The organism is Kaistia soli DSM 19436 (genome assembly GCF_900129325.1).
Classification (GTDB): domain Bacteria; phylum Pseudomonadota; class Alphaproteobacteria; order Rhizobiales; family Kaistiaceae; genus Kaistia; species Kaistia soli.
The window spans coordinates 496876-512407 of sequence record NZ_FQUP01000003.1 but is presented as its reverse complement, the minus strand read 5'-3'; the positions used below and the strand labels follow the sequence as shown (position 1 = coordinate 512407).

16 protein-coding genes are annotated in these 15532 nt (G+C 65.0%); 8 read left to right on the top strand and 8 right to left on the bottom strand.

What is annotated here, in order from left to right:
• Positions 1-101: 101 nt before the first annotated feature.
• The 4 genes from serS to BUB39_RS15765 all read left to right on the top strand — a co-directional run bounded on the left by serS (position 102) and on the right by BUB39_RS15765 (position 4553).
• On the top strand, positions 102-1382 hold the full coding sequence (gene serS, locus BUB39_RS15780) for a serine--tRNA ligase (protein ID WP_073055101.1): 1281 nt from the start codon (positions 102-104) through the stop codon (positions 1380-1382).
• A gap of 30 nt (positions 1383-1412) precedes the next feature.
• The gene (surE, locus tag BUB39_RS15775; protein WP_073055630.1) at positions 1413-2177 is read left to right on the top strand and encodes a 5'/3'-nucleotidase SurE; all 765 of its coding nucleotides are present in this window, start codon (positions 1413-1415) and stop codon (positions 2175-2177) included.
• 70 nt (positions 2178-2247) lie between these two features.
• On the top strand, positions 2248-2937 hold the full coding sequence (locus BUB39_RS15770) for a protein-L-isoaspartate(D-aspartate) O-methyltransferase (RefSeq protein ID WP_084527463.1): 690 nt from the start codon (positions 2248-2250) through the stop codon (positions 2935-2937).
• Positions 2938-3146: 209 nt separating this feature from the next.
• Positions 3147-4553: a peptidoglycan DD-metalloendopeptidase family protein gene (locus tag BUB39_RS15765; protein ID WP_073055099.1), complete on the top strand. Its 1407-nt coding sequence runs from the start codon at positions 3147-3149 to the stop codon at positions 4551-4553.
• Positions 4554-4607: 54 nt separating this feature from the next.
• Here the strand turns inward: BUB39_RS15765 and BUB39_RS15760 are convergent, their stop codons facing one another.
• Genes BUB39_RS15760 through yajC form a run of 5 tightly spaced genes read right to left on the bottom strand, consistent with a single transcriptional unit; the run spans position 4608 to position 8842 of the window.
• Entirely contained in the window at positions 4608-5450 is an 843-nt protein-coding gene (locus tag BUB39_RS15760; protein WP_073055097.1) for a phytoene/squalene synthase family protein, read from the bottom strand.
• Positions 5451-5459: 9 nt separating this feature from the next.
• Complete coding sequence (locus BUB39_RS15755) at positions 5460-5864, bottom strand: Mth938-like domain-containing protein (RefSeq protein WP_073055094.1); 405 nt, start codon at positions 5862-5864, stop codon at positions 5460-5462.
• 6 nt (positions 5865-5870) lie between these two features.
• Positions 5871-6815 carry a protein translocase subunit SecF gene (gene secF, locus BUB39_RS25250; RefSeq protein ID WP_073055092.1) on the bottom strand — a complete coding sequence of 315 codons (945 nt, stop codon included), beginning with the start codon at positions 6813-6815 and terminating at the stop codon, positions 5871-5873.
• A gap of 20 nt (positions 6816-6835) precedes the next feature.
• Entirely contained in the window at positions 6836-8443 is a 1608-nt protein-coding gene (secD, locus tag BUB39_RS25245; RefSeq protein WP_073055090.1) for a protein translocase subunit SecD, read from the bottom strand.
• A gap of 57 nt (positions 8444-8500) precedes the next feature.
• Positions 8501-8842, bottom strand: coding sequence for a preprotein translocase subunit YajC (gene yajC, locus BUB39_RS15740; RefSeq protein ID WP_073055088.1), 342 nt, complete (start codon positions 8840-8842; stop codon positions 8501-8503).
• A gap of 210 nt (positions 8843-9052) precedes the next feature.
• On the opposite strand from yajC, the gene BUB39_RS15735 reads away from it, so the two are divergent.
• Positions 9053-9937: an ATP-binding protein gene (locus BUB39_RS15735; protein WP_073055086.1), complete on the top strand. Its 885-nt coding sequence runs from the start codon at positions 9053-9055 to the stop codon at positions 9935-9937.
• 75 nt (positions 9938-10012) lie between these two features.
• A complete protein-coding gene (locus BUB39_RS15730) occupies positions 10013-10363 on the top strand; it encodes a YciI family protein (RefSeq protein WP_073055083.1) in 351 nt (116 codons plus the stop codon).
• 125 nt (positions 10364-10488) lie between these two features.
• Here the strand turns inward: BUB39_RS15730 and trmFO are convergent, their stop codons facing one another.
• The 3 genes from trmFO to BUB39_RS15715 all read right to left on the bottom strand — a co-directional run bounded on the left by trmFO (position 10489) and on the right by BUB39_RS15715 (position 13332).
• Positions 10489-11922 (bottom strand): methylenetetrahydrofolate--tRNA-(uracil(54)-C(5))-methyltransferase (FADH(2)-oxidizing) TrmFO, encoded by a 1434-nt coding sequence (trmFO, locus tag BUB39_RS15725; RefSeq protein WP_073055081.1) that lies wholly within the window; start codon positions 11920-11922, stop codon positions 10489-10491.
• Between the two features lie 207 nt (positions 11923-12129).
• Complete coding sequence (locus tag BUB39_RS15720) at positions 12130-12279, bottom strand: DUF1127 domain-containing protein (RefSeq protein ID WP_073055079.1); 150 nt, start codon at positions 12277-12279, stop codon at positions 12130-12132.
• 261 nt (positions 12280-12540) lie between these two features.
• Complete coding sequence (locus BUB39_RS15715; RefSeq protein ID WP_084527459.1) at positions 12541-13332, bottom strand: DUF2189 domain-containing protein; 792 nt, start codon at positions 13330-13332, stop codon at positions 12541-12543.
• Between the two features lie 176 nt (positions 13333-13508).
• Here BUB39_RS15715 and BUB39_RS15710 point away from each other — a divergent pair, with 176 nt between their 5' ends.
• On the top strand, positions 13509-14300 hold the full coding sequence (locus tag BUB39_RS15710) for an SHOCT domain-containing protein (protein WP_073055077.1): 792 nt from the start codon (positions 13509-13511) through the stop codon (positions 14298-14300).
• A 289-nt stretch (positions 14301-14589) separates the two neighbouring features.
• On the top strand, positions 14590-15489 hold the full coding sequence (locus tag BUB39_RS15705; protein ID WP_073055615.1) for a substrate-binding domain-containing protein: 900 nt from the start codon (positions 14590-14592) through the stop codon (positions 15487-15489).
• Positions 15490-15532 lie beyond the last annotated feature (43 nt).

Below are 15532 nucleotides of genomic sequence, written 5' to 3'. Positions count from 1 at the left end.
CCGCCCGAGATTGATCCAGCGGGTTGATCCCTTCCGCGTCTCCCTCTATCCCTCAGGCGCGGCCGCGCACCTGTGGCCGGCATCAAGCCGAGACTCCTGCCATGCTCGATATCAAGTGGATCCGCGAAAACCCTGCCGCCTTTGATCGCGCGCTGTCGCGTCGTGGCGCACCGCCGGCCGCAGAGGCCATACTCGGTCTCGACGAGGAGCGGCGTTCGCATGTCCAGAAGGTGCAGTCGGCGCAGGAGCTGCGGAATTCGGCTTCTAAGGAAATCGGCAAGGCCAAGGCCGCCAAGGACGAGGCGACCGCCGCCGCGCTGATGGCCGAGGTCGGCGAGATCAAGGAATTCCTCGCGCATGCCGAGGAGAAGGAGCGCGAACTCGACACGGCGCTGAGCCGCCTGCTGGCGACGCTGCCCAATATCCCGCTCGACGATGTGCCCAATGGCAAGGACGAGCATGACAATGTCGAGAAGTCGATGTCCGGCCAGAAGCGGCTCTACGACTTCGAACCGGTTGAGCATTTCGAGATCGGCGTCGCAACGAAGCTGATGGACTTCGAGACGGCAGCAAAACTTTCCGGCAGCCGCTTTGTCGTGCTGAAGGGCGGACTCGCCCGGCTCGAGCGCGCCCTCGGCCAGTTCATGCTCGACCTGCACACGACCGAGCACGGCTATACCGAGGTTCAGCCGCCGCTGCTGGTGCGCGACGACGCGTTGTTTGGCACCGGACAGTTGCCGAAGTTCGCCGAGGACCTTTTCAAGGCGGGCGAGCAGCATTGGCTGATCCCGACCGCCGAAGTTCCGCTGACGAATATTGTCCGCGAATCCATTCTCGATGAGAAGGAACTGCCGCTGCGCTTCACCGCGCTGACGCCGTGCTTCCGGTCGGAGGCGGGTTCTGCCGGGCGCGATACGCGCGGCATGCTGCGCCAGCATCAGTTCAACAAGGTCGAACTGGTCTCGATCACGACGCCGGAAACCTCGCTCGGCGAGCATGAGCGCATGCTTTCCTGCGCTGAGGCGGTGCTCCAGGCGCTGGAGTTGCATTACCGCGTCGTGACGCTTTGCACGGGCGACATGGGCTTCGGCGCCCAGAAGACCTATGACATCGAGGTCTGGCTGCCGGGCCAGAAGGCCTATCGCGAGATTTCTTCCGTCTCGGTCTGCGGCGACTTCCAGGCGCGGCGCATGAATGCACGCTATCGCCCGGCGGGCGACGCCAAGGGCACGCGCTTCGTGCACACGCTGAACGGCTCGGGCACGGCGGTCGGCCGCTGCCTGATCGCGGTGATGGAGACGTTCCAGAACGGCGATGGCAGTGTGACGATCCCCGCGGCGCTGCGGCCCTATATGGGTGGCATCGACAAGATCTCCGCCTGAAGGCAAAGCTTTCCGCTTGAAAGAATGACGATGCGCATCCTGCTGACCAATGACGACGGCATCCACGCGCCGGGGCTCGCGGCGCTGGAGCGCATCGCGCGCACGCTTTCGGACGATGTCTGGGTCGTCGCGCCGGAGACCGATCAGTCGGGGCTGGCGCATTCGCTGACGCTGAGCGATCCGCTTCGACTGCGGCAAGTTTCGGAGAAGACCTTTGCGCTGCGCGGCACGCCGACCGACTGCGTGATCATGGCCGTGCACCAGGTGCTCGGCGGCAAGCCGGATCTCGTTCTCTCCGGCGTCAATGCCGGCCAGAACGCCGCTGACGACGTGACCTATTCGGGAACGGTGGCCGGCGCCATCGAGGGGACGCTGCTCGGCATTCCCTCGATCGCGCTCAGCCAGGCCTCGCTGACCGTCGACGGCAAGCGGACCATTCCATTCGAGACGGCAGAGCGTCATGCGCCTGATATCATCGAGAAGCTCGTGGCGCATGGCGCGCCGCGCGGCGTGCTCTACAACGTCAACTTCCCCGGCTGCCCGGCCGAGGCGGTGGTCGGCGTCCGCGTGGCCGTGCAGGGTGTCGTCAGCCATGGCCTCGCTATCGAGGAACGCACGGATGGTCGCGGCAATCCCTATTTCTGGCTGAAGTACCAGCGCGCAGCGCAAGAGCACGACGCTGGAACGGATATGCACGCCATCACGCATCAGTCGATCGCCATCACGCCGCTGCGCCTCGACATGACTGCCTATGACGAACTGGCGGGACTCAAGACGCTGTTTGGCGATTCCTAAGGTTGCACTAACAACCCGTTTACCAGTGCCGGTGCATCACTCGTCACAAGAAGGCGAGGGCGCGTAGCGTATGGCACTCGGGGCGGTTCAATTCTATCCGGCGGATGACTTCGACGACGGCTCGCGAATTCCGATCGCCGAGTTCCTGCTGCGGCTGCGTCAGATCGGCATCGTCGACCGCCAGATCCTCGCCGCGCTCGAGGCAGTTCCGCGCAGCCTGTTCCTCGATGGCGACGCGCGGCATGGCCCGCTCTTCGCCGAACGGCCGCAACCCATCGCCTGCGGCCAGCAGAATACCCCGCCGATCATCGTCGCCCACGTGCTGAAGGCGCTTGCCTTGAGCGGGCGCGAGCGCGTGCTCGATGTCGGCACCGGCACCGGCTATCTCGCGGCCGTGCTTTCCATGACGGCGCGCCATGTCTACACGATGGAGCGCTTCCGCACGTTGGCCGGCGCCGCCGACGCGCGCTTTGCCGCCATCCGCAGTGACAGCATCACGGCCGTCTTCGGCGACGGGATCCATGGCTGGTCCGAGAAGGCGCCATTCGATCGCATCGTGACAATGGCGTCGGCGCCGCAGCCGCCGAAATATCTCATCGACCAGCTCGCCCCGCACGGCATCATGATCATGCCCGTCGGGCCCGCCGATGGCCTGCAAATGCTCACGCGCTTCAAGCGCGTCGACCGGGTCATCGAATCCGAGCCGATCTCCCCGGTGCGCTTCGTCCCGATGATCCCCGGCAAGGCCGTTCGGCTCTAATCTGTCCGGACATTGAAAGCGCCGCCAGCCGTCCCTGTAAGGGGTGAATTGGTTGACAGTCGCCCGTGGCGCAAATGCCGCAGCGTTGCCACCATCTCAAGGCGCCGCTTGGGCTTTTCGAAGACGAATCCGAGTCGCTTAAGCCTTTGTCAACGTTACCGCTGTCTACTCGCGACATCGAAATTTTGTGGCGTCGAGAGTATTCACCGATGCGTAAAAGCGTTCTGTCTGTCCGGTCCCGCGTTCTGAGCCAGGTTGCGGTTATCTCCCTGCTCGCAGGGCTGACGGCTGCATGCAGCGGCGATGCATCGCGGTTTGGAATTCCCGCCTTCACCGGCAGCACGGCGAACCAGAAGGCGATCATCGGCGGCGACCAGCCGATGCCGGCCCCGGTTCAGCCGAGCCCCTACACGCCACCCTCGCAGGTTCAGCGAAGCAGTCTTCCGCCGACATCCGCCCAGCAGGACGCGCTCCTGCCCGGCGTCGCGCCGAGCGCAGGCGCCGTCGCGACCGCCGCCGAGCCGCAGCCTCTGGCCCGCCCGGCACCTGCCGCCGCCGTGGCCACCAATTCCGGCAAGGGCGGCTGGGATACGACGGGCGGCACGGTCGTGACGCTCGGCGCCGGCGAGACGCTGTCCTCGATCTCCCGTCGCTATGGCGTTCCCGTCAAGGAACTCGCCCGCGCCAACAACATCACGGATCCGTCGGCCGTCGGCGTCGGCGCGCGCATCACGATCCCGACCTATGGCGTGGCAGGCGCGGCTGCAAAGCCCGTCGCGGCAGCGGTGGAAGACAAGAAGCTTGCCAGCGTCGCCGACACCACGACGTCGCTTGGCGGCCTGCATACGGTGACACCCGGCCAGACGCTCGATCAGGTCGCGCGGCTCTATAATGTGAGCCCCAAGGAAATCGCCGCGGCCAATCATCTGAACGCCGCCGATACGCTGAAGAGCGGCCAGAAAATCAAGATCCCGGGCCACTCCCCGTCCAGCACGGCCGCCTTGCGGCCCGATCCGGCCCGCAAGCCGGAACTGGCGCAGGGCGAGGAGCCGGAAGGAACGCCCGTCGCCACCGCGAAGCCGCAGGTCGACGTTCCCGAGACGACGGCATCGATCGCACCGGTCCCGACCAATACGGCTGCCGGCGACGCGGCCAAGGAAATGGCTGCAGCCGCCGCCAAGACGCCGCCGGCCGATCAGACCGCATCGGCGCCTGTCGCGGATGCGCCCTCGGCGAACGGCACCTCGTTCCGCTGGCCGGTGCGCGGCCGCATCATCGGCTCGTTCGGCACCGCCGCGACCGGAGAGCGTAATGACGGCATCAATCTCGCCGTGCCGGAAGGAACATCGATCAAGGCCGTCGAGGCTGGCACCGTCATCTATGCCGGCAACGAGCTCGAGGGATACGGCAATCTGGTGCTGATCCGCCATGCCGACGGCTGGGTCTCGGCCTATGCCCACAACAGCCAGATCCTGGTGAAGCGTGGCGATACCGTGCGTCGCGGCCAGATCGTCTCCCGCGCCGGCACCTCCGGTTCGGTCAACGCACCGCAGCTCCACTTCGAGCTCCGCAAGGGTTCCAAGCCGGTCAACCCGATGGATTATCTCCAGGGCTGATCCACCACGGATGACGTGAGTTTCGAGGCCGGCCGGGCAAACCCCGCGCCGGCCTCAGATATTTCCGCGCCGCGCCGCCCGCCAGAGCCGCCATTGGACCTGCCACTGCGGCAGCGCGACGGCCGTCTGGAATGGGTCGTAGCCGCGCTTCTCCATCTTCAGCAGCGTCGGCTCAACGAGAGCGACCGGCAGGAACGCGGGCAGCAGGGACGGATCGAGCTGTCCGATCGCGGCACGCGCCTTGTGCAGATGGTCGCGGGCGATCGCCCGCATTTCCGCGAGGAGGGCCATCAGCGCTGGCGTCGTGCGGCCGGCGAAGATGTCGTCGGCCTTGGCGCCATGTTTCCCCATGAGATCGGCCGGCAGATAGAGCTGCTGTCGGCGCGCATGCCAGGGCAGGGCGCGCAGCAGCCCCGCGATCGCCTGCGCAACGCCGGCATGGCCGCTGGCATCGGCGCTGCCGGGATCGCGGCCCTTGGCGAGGATGAGCGCGCCGCACTGGATCAGCGCCGCCGCCGTCTCCCCGGCATGGCCTTCGAGGTCCGAAAGGCTCGGCATGGGGTCGTTGTAGAGGTCGAAGACGCGCGCCTCGATCAGGTTGATGAGCGCCGCACGCGGCAGGTTGTTGAGGCCGATCGTCTCGATCAGGGCCGCGGCGATCGGGTTGCCGGCCACCTCGCCATGCGCCGAGCCTTCGAGCAGGTCGCGCCACCATTGCAGGCGAATTTCGCCGGGCAGCGCCTCGCTGACGCGCTCGCGCACGCGGGCGATCTCCAGATTGAAGGCATGCAGGGCGAAGAGATAGCGCCGTTCGGTTTCCGGCGCGAAGAGATCGGCGAAGAAGCGCTCGGGATCGTGCTGGCGGACCTCGGTGGCGGCGAAGGCGAACGCGTCCATGGGATCCGCCTAGGGCGCGATCAGCGCCGCCGCGACCGAGCGGCCCTCGGCGAGCAGGATATTATAGGTGCGCACTGCCGACCCGGTCGCCATGATCTCGACGCCGATCGACGCCTCGCGCAGCGCCTGGCGTAGCGGGGCGGGGATGGCCGCGATGTCGCTGCCCGTCCCGATGACCAGCACGGCAATCGAAGCGGCTTCATCGATGACCGGCGCCAGTGTCTCGGCGTCGATCTCCGTGGCGCTTTTCGGCGCCCAGCCATAGATGCCGCTCGGCAGCGCCAGGATCGAGCCCGGATGCGCCATCTCGGCGAAGCGAAACCCCGCTTCGCCACCATAGGCATCGATCGGCACCTGCTGAGGCAGATGCTGCTGGCGCGGAACGATCGCCGGCGGACGTTTGAACAGCGCCATGGCCGATCAGGCCTTCTGCGGCGCCGCGCCCTCGTCCTTCTTCTTGTCGTTCATGGCGTCGGAGCGCAGGCCGAAATAGATCAGCACCGGCGCCGCGACGCAGATCGACGAGAAGATGGCCGCGATCACGCCGAAGATCATGGCGAGCGTGAAGGCGCGGATGACCTCGCCGCCGAAGATATAGAGCGAGAACAGGGCGATCAGGGTCGTCATCGTCGTAATGACGGTTCGGCCGAGCATGTCGTTGATCGCGCGGTCGATCAGGTCGCCAAGCGAGATCTTCTTGTATTTTCGAAGCGTTTCGCGGATTCGGTCATAGACGACGACGGTGTCGTTCAGCGAATAGCCGACCGTCGTCAGGATGGCGGCGAGCGAGGTCAGGTTGAACTCGTGCTGCGTGACGACATAGAAGCCGAAGGTCATGACCACGACATTCGCCGCCGAAATGATACTGCCGACCGCGAACTGCCATTCGAAGCGGAACCAGACATAGACAGCGATCGCCGCGAAGGTGACGATCATGGCGAGCGCGCCGTTGAAGGCGAGTTCGCCCGAAACGCGCGGGCCGACGATCTCGATGCGCCGGAACTCGGCGCTGTCGCCGATTGCCGTGCGAACCTTGCCGATCGCCTCCTGCTGCGCCGTCTCGCCGCCTGCCTGCTGACCGATGCGGATGAGGATCGAGTTCTCCTCGCCGATCGTCTGAACCTGCACGTCGCCGATGCCGAGGTCGTTCAGCGAGCCGCGCAGCTTGCCGAGGTCCGGCTTCGGATCCTTGGTCTGGATTTCGATGACGGTGCCGCCGAGAAAGTCGATGCCGTAGTTCGGGCCGACGGCGAAGAACAGCACGACCGACATGATCGACAGGAAGGCCGCGATCGGGAACGTCCAGCGCCGCATGCGCATGAACGGGATCTTGGTGTTGTCCGGGACGAGGCGAAGATGGCGCATGATGACTGTCCTTCGTTCGCTCAGAGCGTGATTTTGGTCGGACGGCGCCAGCGCACCCACAGCGCGACCAGAAGGCGCGTGAAGGTGAAGGCGGTGAACATCGTCGTCGCGACGCCGATGGCATGTGTGACGGCAAAGCCGCGGATCGGGCCGGAGCCGAGATAGAACAGCACCAGGGCCGCGATCAGCGTGGTGACATTCGCATCGAGAATGGTTCCGAGCGCGCGGTGGAAGCCGGCGTCGATCGAGGCGATGGCCGAGCGTCCGGATCGGTATTCCTCGCGGATGCGCTCATAGATCAGCACGTTCGAATCGACTGCCGTGCCGACCGTGATGATGACGCCGGCGATACCGGGCAGCGACAAGGTCGCGCCGAGAAGCGTCACGATGCCGAAGATCATGATCACGTTGACCACCACGGCGATGTTGGCGATCCAGCCAAGCACGCCATAGGTCGCGATCATGAAGGCGCAGACCGCTGCCGTGCCGATGATCGCGGCGATCTTGCCGGCGCGGATCGAATCGGCGCCGAGGCCCGGTCCGACATTGCGCTCCTCGACGATCGTCAGCTTGGCCGGCAGCGAGCCGGCGCGCAGCAGGATCGCGAGATCATTGGCAGACTGGACCGAGAACGAGCCGCTGATCTGCCCGGAGCCGCCAAGGATCGGCTCGCGGATCACCGGTGCCGAGATCACCTTGTCGTCGAGAACGATGGCGAAGGCGCGGTTGACGTTCTTCTGGGTGACGTCGCCGAAGGTCTGCGCGCCGCCCGTCGTCAGGCGGAACGACACGACCGGCTCGTTGGAACGCTGGTCGAAGGTCGCCTGCGCGTCTGTGAGATCCTCGCCGGTGATCAGCGGGGTTTCTTCCAGCACATACTGGACGTTGGGATTGTCCTGTCCGGGCAGGACGATCGTGCCGGGCTTGCGCTGCGGCTCCGCCTGTCCCGTTTGGAACGACGAGTCGACGAGATGGAAGGTGAGCTGCGCGGTCTGGCCGACCAGCGACTTCAGGCGCTCGGGGTCGCCGAGGCCGGGTGCCTCGACGAGGATGCGGTCCTGGCCCTGGCGCTGGATCGACGGCTCGACGGTGCCGAGCTGGTCGATACGGCGGGCGATGACCTCGATCGACTGATCGACGATCTGGCGGATGCGCTGGGTGAGCCCAGCCTCCGAATAGGACATCTGGACGAGGCCGTCGCTGCCGACGGTCAAGTCGAACTCATTGATGGCCGTGCCGCCGAGCAGCGAATTGCCAAGCGGATTTTGCAGTGGCTGGAGACGCTTCTGCACGAGGTCGAGCTGCGAGGTGTCGCGGATGCGCAGCTGGACGCCCTGGCCCTGGACACCAAGGCCGGAATAGCCGATGCGCGGCTCCTGCAGCATCGCCTTGCGGATTTCGCTGACCAGCGTGCGCAGCCGGCGCTGCACATAGTCCTGCTTGTCCACTTCATAAAGCAGGTAGGCGCCGCCCTGCAGATCAAGGCCGAGGACCATCTGGCGTTTCGGCACCCAGCTCGGCCAGGAATCAACCGTTTCCTTCGAAAACAGATTCGGCACGGCCGCCAGGATCCCGACCAATACGATGGCCAGGATCCCGATCATCTTCCAGCGAGTGAAGTGGAGCATGGGAGTTTGCGTTCCAGATGGCTTCAGCCGTGTGATCGGCCGTTATCGGGGAAAGGACTATTCGCCTTCCTTGACCGGCTCGCCCTTGGCGCGCACGTCGGCGATGGCGGAGCGCGAAACACGGACGCGCACGTTCTCGCCGACTTCGAGCAGCAGCTCGCTGTCGTCGACGACCTTGGAGATCTTGCCGATGAGGCCGCCGGTCATCACGATCGTGTCACCGCGGCGGACATTCTTGATCATCTCCTGATGCTGCTTGGCGCGCTGACGCTGCGGCCGGATCATCAGGAACCACATGATCGCGAAGACGAAGATGAAGGGGACGAACTGGATCAGCATTTCCATGCTGCCGGCGGGCCCTGCACCGGCTGCCTGGGCAAAGGCTTGGCTGATGAACATCGACGATTCCCTATGCTTCTGCGATCCGGAGGGAACGCATCAAAAAAAGCGCGTCGCTTGCGCCGGCCTTCACATAGGGAGAGACAGCGGCTTGCAAAACGGCGCGGACTATAGCGGCGAGGCCGGCCTTTGCAAATGCAGCCGCCGGCGTGATACCGCAGGCCGTCTTCATCCACTGTCGACCCCGATAAATCAAGGAGCGTTCGCGGCATGGGCGAGCTTGACCTGACCCCGATCGCCGAGCGGCTCGACCGGCTGCTCGCTCTCATCGAGCGCGCGGTGCCCCCGGCGCGGCCCCTGATCGACCTCGGTGCAGCCGATGCCTTTGTCTGGCAGGCTGCCTCGGCGAGCCTTCAGCCTGTGCCGAAGGTCAACCGCGTCGACATGAGCTTGCTCAAGGGCGTCGACCGCGTCCGCGACATTCTCGTCGAAAACACCGAGCGCTTCGCACGCGGCCTGCCGGCCAACAATGTCCTGCTCTGGGGCGCGCGCGGCATGGGCAAGAGCTCGCTGGTCAAGGCCGCGCATGCCGAAGCCAACCGTGCGTCCGGCTCACAGCCCGGCGGCCATGCGCTGAAGCTGATCGAGATCCACCGCGAGGATATCGACAGCCTGCCCGAGCTGATGGCGATCCTGAGGAGCTCCGGCCGCCGTGTCATCCTGTTCTGCGACGACCTCTCTTTCGACAACGACGATACGTCGTACAAGTCGCTGAAGGCCGCGCTCGATGGCGGGGTCGAAGGCCGGCCCGAGAACGTCGTGTTCTATGCGACGTCGAATCGCCGCCACCTGCTGCCGCGCGACATGATGGAAAACGAGCGGTCGACCGCCATCAACCCGAGCGAGGCGGTCGAGGAAAAGGTGTCACTCTCCGATCGCTTCGGCCTTTGGCTCGGCTTCCACAAATGCAGCCAGGAGGATTATCTCGCGATGGTGCATGGCTATGCCGCGCATTTCGGGCTGGAGCTGCCGGAAGCCGATCTCGATTGGCAGGCGCTCGAATGGGCGACGACACGCGGCGCAAGGTCGGGCCGCGTCGCCTGGCAATTCACGCTCGATCTGGCCGGACGTCTCGGCGTGCCTGTCACGGAATAAAGGACGGGGGCCGGGTGTCGGCAGCGCCCGGTGCCGTTCGTCCTCGAGATGTCATTGTCGAGGGAACGACACCCTATGCGCTATCTCTGCCTCGTGATTGTTGACCCTGCCCGGTTCGAGGGCCTGACCGCCGAAGATCATCGTGCGATCACCGCCGAGTCGCTCGCCTATGACGACGAGCTGGCGGCGCGCGGCATCCTGGTGGCGGCTCACGCGCTCGATGAGCCGCCGACCGCGACGACCATCCACGTGCGCGACCGCGAAACCTTCTATACCGATGGTCCCTTCGCCGAGCTCAAGGAGCATATCGGCGGCTTCATCCTGATCGAGGCGGCTGACCAGGCAGAGGCTCTGTCCATTGCCGCCGCGATTCCGATGGCGCGCTATGGCCGGATCGAGGTCCGCGCGGTGCGCAGCCTCCGCTAGGACATTCGACGGTCACGAATCCGTCCCGCCTGCCGTTCCATCCACTGTCATTGCCGGGTCAAGCCCGGCAATGACAGACCTTCCGCATCGGATGACTCGAGAGTCGGTCGATGCTCCAGCCAGTCCTATTCCGCCGCCACACGGACGTCCGCGGCGAGCCACGCTGCGGCATCGGCGCGGGCGCGGGCCGTCAGGGCATGCTTTTTGGCCAGTGTCTTCTCGGCGCCGCGCAGCCGCTTGCCGGGCTCCTTCGGGACCTCGATCGGCGGGAACAGGCCGAAATTGACGTTCATCGGCTGGAACGACCGCGTGCTGCCTTCGTCGGCGACGATATGCCCACCGGTAATATGCCGCACCAGCGCGCCCATGGCCGTCGTCGGCGGCGGTAGCGACGGCGCTTCGCCGAGGCGCTCGGCGGCCGCGAAGCGGCCGGTCAGCAGGCCGATCGACGCCGACTCGACATAGCCTTCACAGCCGGTGATCTGTCCTGCGAAGCGCAGGCGCGGCATCGCCTTGAGGCGGAGCGTCTCGTCGAGCAGCTTGGGCGAATTCAGGAAGGTGTTGCGATGCAGGCCGCCGAGGCGGGCAAATTCGGCGTTCTGAAGCCCCGGAATCATGCGGAGGATCGCGGTCTGCGCGCCATATTTCAGCTTGGTCTGGAAGCCGACCATGTTGAACAGCGTGCCAAGGGCATTGTCCTGGCGAAGCTGCACGATCGCATAGGGCTTGACCGTCGGATTGTTCGGATTGGTCAGGCCCACCGGCTTCATCGGCCCGAAGCGCAGCGTCTCGCGGCCGCGCTCGGCCATGACTTCGATCGGCAGGCAGCCATCGAAATAGGGTGTCTTTTCCCACTCCTTGAATTCGGTCTTCTCGCCGGCGATCAGCGCATCGACGAACGCGTTATATTCGACCTCTGTCATCGGGCAGTTCAGATAGTCAGCGCCCGTGCCGCCAGGGCCGGCCTTGTCGTAGCGTGATTGAAACCATGCGATGTCGCGGTCGATCGAGTCGAAATGCACGATCGGCGCGATCGCATCGAAGAAGGCGAGCGAATCCTCGCCCGTCAGGCCGCGGACCGCTTCGGCGAGCGCCGCCGAGGTCAGCGGCCCCGTCGCGACGATCACATTGTCCCAGCCCTCGGGCGGCAACCCTGCCACTTCGCCCCGTTCGATCGTGACGAGCGGATGGCTGGCCAGCACGGCCGTCACCGCGGCCGAAAAACCTTCGCGATCGACGGCCAGAGCGCCGCCGGCCGGAACCTGGTGCTTGTCACCCATCGCCATGATGAGGGAATCGGCCATGCGCATTTCCGCATGCAGCAGGCCGACCGCGTTGGCTTCGGCATCGTCGGAACGGAAGGAGTTCGAGCAGACCAGTTCGGCGAGGCCGTCGGTCTGATGGGCGTCGGTCTTTCGGACCGGCCGCATCTCGTGCAGCACGACGGGCACGCCGCGTCGGACGATCTGCCACGCGGCCTCGGAGCCGGCGAGGCCGCCGCCGATGATGTGGATTGGACGCGTTGCCGCGCTCTTGGATGTCGGATCGATGGAGGTCATGGCGCGGACACTATGGCGACGGCGCGCTCCAAACAACCATCTGCCGCGCTCGAAGCGGGGGACGGAGGCTCAGACAAACGAAAAGCGCCCGCCGGGGAGGAGATCGGCGGGCGCTTCTCAGAGGTGGCGACGTCGCGAGGGAGGAGGTTCGCTAGCCGCCTGATCGCTGGGACGAGGGAGGAGGTTCGTCCCTGCGAAACTGAATTCTTAGTAACCGGCGACCGCGCTGCGGGCGACCTTGGTGATGTCGGCACGGTTGATGCCGAGATCGTCGAGCTCACGGCGAGTCAAACGCGCCAGCTCGTTGTAGGTTTCGCGATACTTGCGCCAATTCTTGTAGCTGTTGATGAGGTTCATCGTGGTCATCCTTCAATCTGATCTCTGGGGCGGCAACCGTTAGGTTCTTGCCTCGCCCTTTGTTGATCCGAATGTAGGAGTGAGCCGCCGCGCTGAGCAGCCGGAAAAAACGCATGGCTGGAATGCGGATGATGCAAGGCAGCATTAACAATCCATCAGCGTGTGCAGTGCAACATTAATGGCTGAGGCGAAACCGTGGCGCCTGACCGGCTCTGTTACGGAGAGATGGCCAGACGCTCGGACCCGCGCTTTCACGCCGATCTACACGACGACGCGGCGATAGAGATGCCAGGTGGCGTGGCCAAGCACTGGCAGCACGACGGCGAGGCCAAGGAAGAATGGCAGCGTTCCGAGCACCAGCAGTACGGCGACGATGAGACCCCAGAGGGCCATCGGGCCCGGATTGGCGACAACCGCCTTGAACGACGTCAGCATGGCCGTGGCAGCCCCGACGTCGCGATCGAGGAGCAGCGGGAAGGAGACGGCGCTGATCGCCAGCACCAGGAGCGCGAACAGGAAGCCGACCAGATTGCCCATGATGATCAACGTCCAGCCTTCCGGCGTCGTGAACACCCGGTTGAGGAAATCGGGCATTGCCGCCGCGGCCGCATAGCCGAACGTGCCGACATAGATGGCCTGCGCGGTTGCCAGCCAGCAGAGGAAGATCACCATCAACAGGAGGCCGAGCGCGATAATGGCGCCAAACGACGGCGCGTGGCGAATGTCGAGCACATGGTGCGCGGCCGTATCGAGCTTCTGCTCGCGCCGCCGCGACAATTCATAGAGCCCGAGTGCCGCGATCGGGCCGAGCAGCGCGAAACCGGCCATCAGCGGAAAGAGCAACGGCAGCACCGCCGTTCCATAGACGACCCGCCCGAGGACGAGGCCGAGAACGGGATAGATGATGACCAGGAAGAACGCATGCGATGGCATTGCTAGGAAGTCGTCGAGACCTTCGCGGAGCGCCGCCGCGATGTCTTGAAAGCCGATCCGGCGGATGACGGGTATCTCGCGGTCCGCGACCGAACCTGTCATTACATTCGAAAGAGCCATAAGCCGATCCTCCCTCTGCCGTGTTGCACGGCTGTCGAGCGGGGCGGACATCCCGGGCGGTGAGCACTGGCGCCGTTCCCGAAGCTGCGACAGGATAGCGCAGCTTCGCCCTTTCGACTGATCACAATCCCGCGTCCGCGTTGTTGTGGATGGCTCGCCAAAGAAAAGGATCTTCAATGCAGCAGCTTTCCAGCACCGGTCGACGCATTCTCGACGGGATTTCCGAACGCTATGGCATCAGCCAAGACGCAGCCGAAGTGCTCATCGCGGCGCTTGTTGCAGGCGGCGGCAGCCAAGCGCAATTCTCTCATCCGGATCTCGGTGGCATGGGGCAATGGTCGGCCGGCGGCATGATCATGGTCGGCGACATGTTCAACAACGACCTCAAGCACCGGGTCGACGGCTTCCTGAGCGAACTCGCGACAGCGCTCCGGGGCGGCGATTTGTTCGAACCGGCCGCAGAGGGTCGCCGCGATGGCAGGGAAGGGGCCGGTCTCTTTGCGCCGGGCGGTGGCTTTGCCGCCTCGAGTTGGCCGGACGAGCTTGGAACGCCCTCGACGAGCGGCGCCCAGAACGACTTGCACTATGCTTATTTCCCGGACAGCCGGCGGCTCGCGATCCGCAAGGGCGGTCACATCACGCTTTACGATACCGCCGATCACGCGATTGGCGGCGTGTCCCAGCAGCAGTCCGGCGACCAGAGCCTCACCTTCACCAGCCAATACGGCACGGTTCGGCTCGACACGCTGCGACGCGTCGCCGGCGGAGACGACCAGCCACCGCAGCCATTGGCTGCCGAGCCGTCGTCGCCAAGAGAGACGCCCGCCACCGCAACGGGCTCGCCGTCTCGTCCCGAAGAAGGCGATGTTGTCGGGCTGATCGAGCGCCTCGCGACGCTGAGGGATCGCGGGATCCTTTCGGACGAGGAATTTGCCGCCAAGAAGGCAGAACTGCTCGCCCGGCTATAGGCAGATGGCACGTGCCGCTGCCGCGGTGCTCACCGGTCATCTCAATCGATTGAAATTCGTTCTGTGAGAGCCTCCGCGGCGATTGAGGTGCCGACCGCAGTGTGTCAGTCTATTGCTGAGACGCCAGTCTCCGCGAGGATGAGGGGAGGTACCCGGATCCGCGACTGACGAATGCGTGGCCAGCCGGAGGCCGCGCCCGTTCTCATGCTGCCGGCTCATAAAGACAAAGAGTTTGTTCGGGAGGACAACCGTGTTCAAGAAACTGACACTCGCCGTGGCGGGCCTGGTCATGGCTGTCGCCATGCCGCTCGCCGCCGAAGCCAAGACATTCTATTGGGTCTCGCATGGCGGCCCGGCCGACCCGGTCTGGACCTATTTCCTCGCGGGAGCCAAGCAGTGGGCATCCGACACAGGCAATACGGTTAACACCTCGTTCCACAATGGTGACGTCGCCTCGCAGCAGGAAGCCGTGCGCGCCGCCATCGCCGCCAAGGCTGACGGCATCGTGACGACGAGCCCCGATCCGGGCAGCCTGGTCGAGATCGCCAAGGAAGCGAACGCCGCGAAGATTCCGATCATCAACTTCAACACGCCCGATCCGAAGGCGAGCTTCAATGCCTATGTCGGTGGTGACAACGTCACCTTCGGCAAGCACTGGGCGCAGTATCTGGTCGACAAGGGCCTGATCAAGAAGGGCGATCATGTCTGGATGCCGGTCGAGATCCCTGGCGCCACTTATGGCGTGCAGGAAGAAGAGGGCATCAAGAGCGTGCTCGAGCCGCTTGGCATCACCTATGAAGTGACCGAGGCGACGCTCGACCAGGCCGAGGTGATCAACCGCATGGTCGACTACCTCACCACCAACAAGGGCAAGATCAACGCGATTATCGGCCTTGGCGATCTGGTGACCGGCTCGATCAAGCGCGTCTTCGACCAGGTCGGTGTCAAGCCGGGCGAAATCCCGGTCGTCGGCTGGGGCAATTCGCTCGATACCACGCAGGAAGTGCTGACCGGCTATGTCAATGCCGGCCAGTGGCAGGACCCGCAGGCGACCAGCTATGTGGCGCTCTCGCTCGCCAACATGGCCGCCAGCGGCATTCCTCCGGGCTTCAACGTCATCACCGGCGCGCTCTATGAAAAGGACACCGCGCAGGTCTACGACGACATCCTGTCCGGCAAGAAGCAGTAATCCGCAGATCGATCGGCGCGGCGGCCCTGGCCGTCGCGCCCCC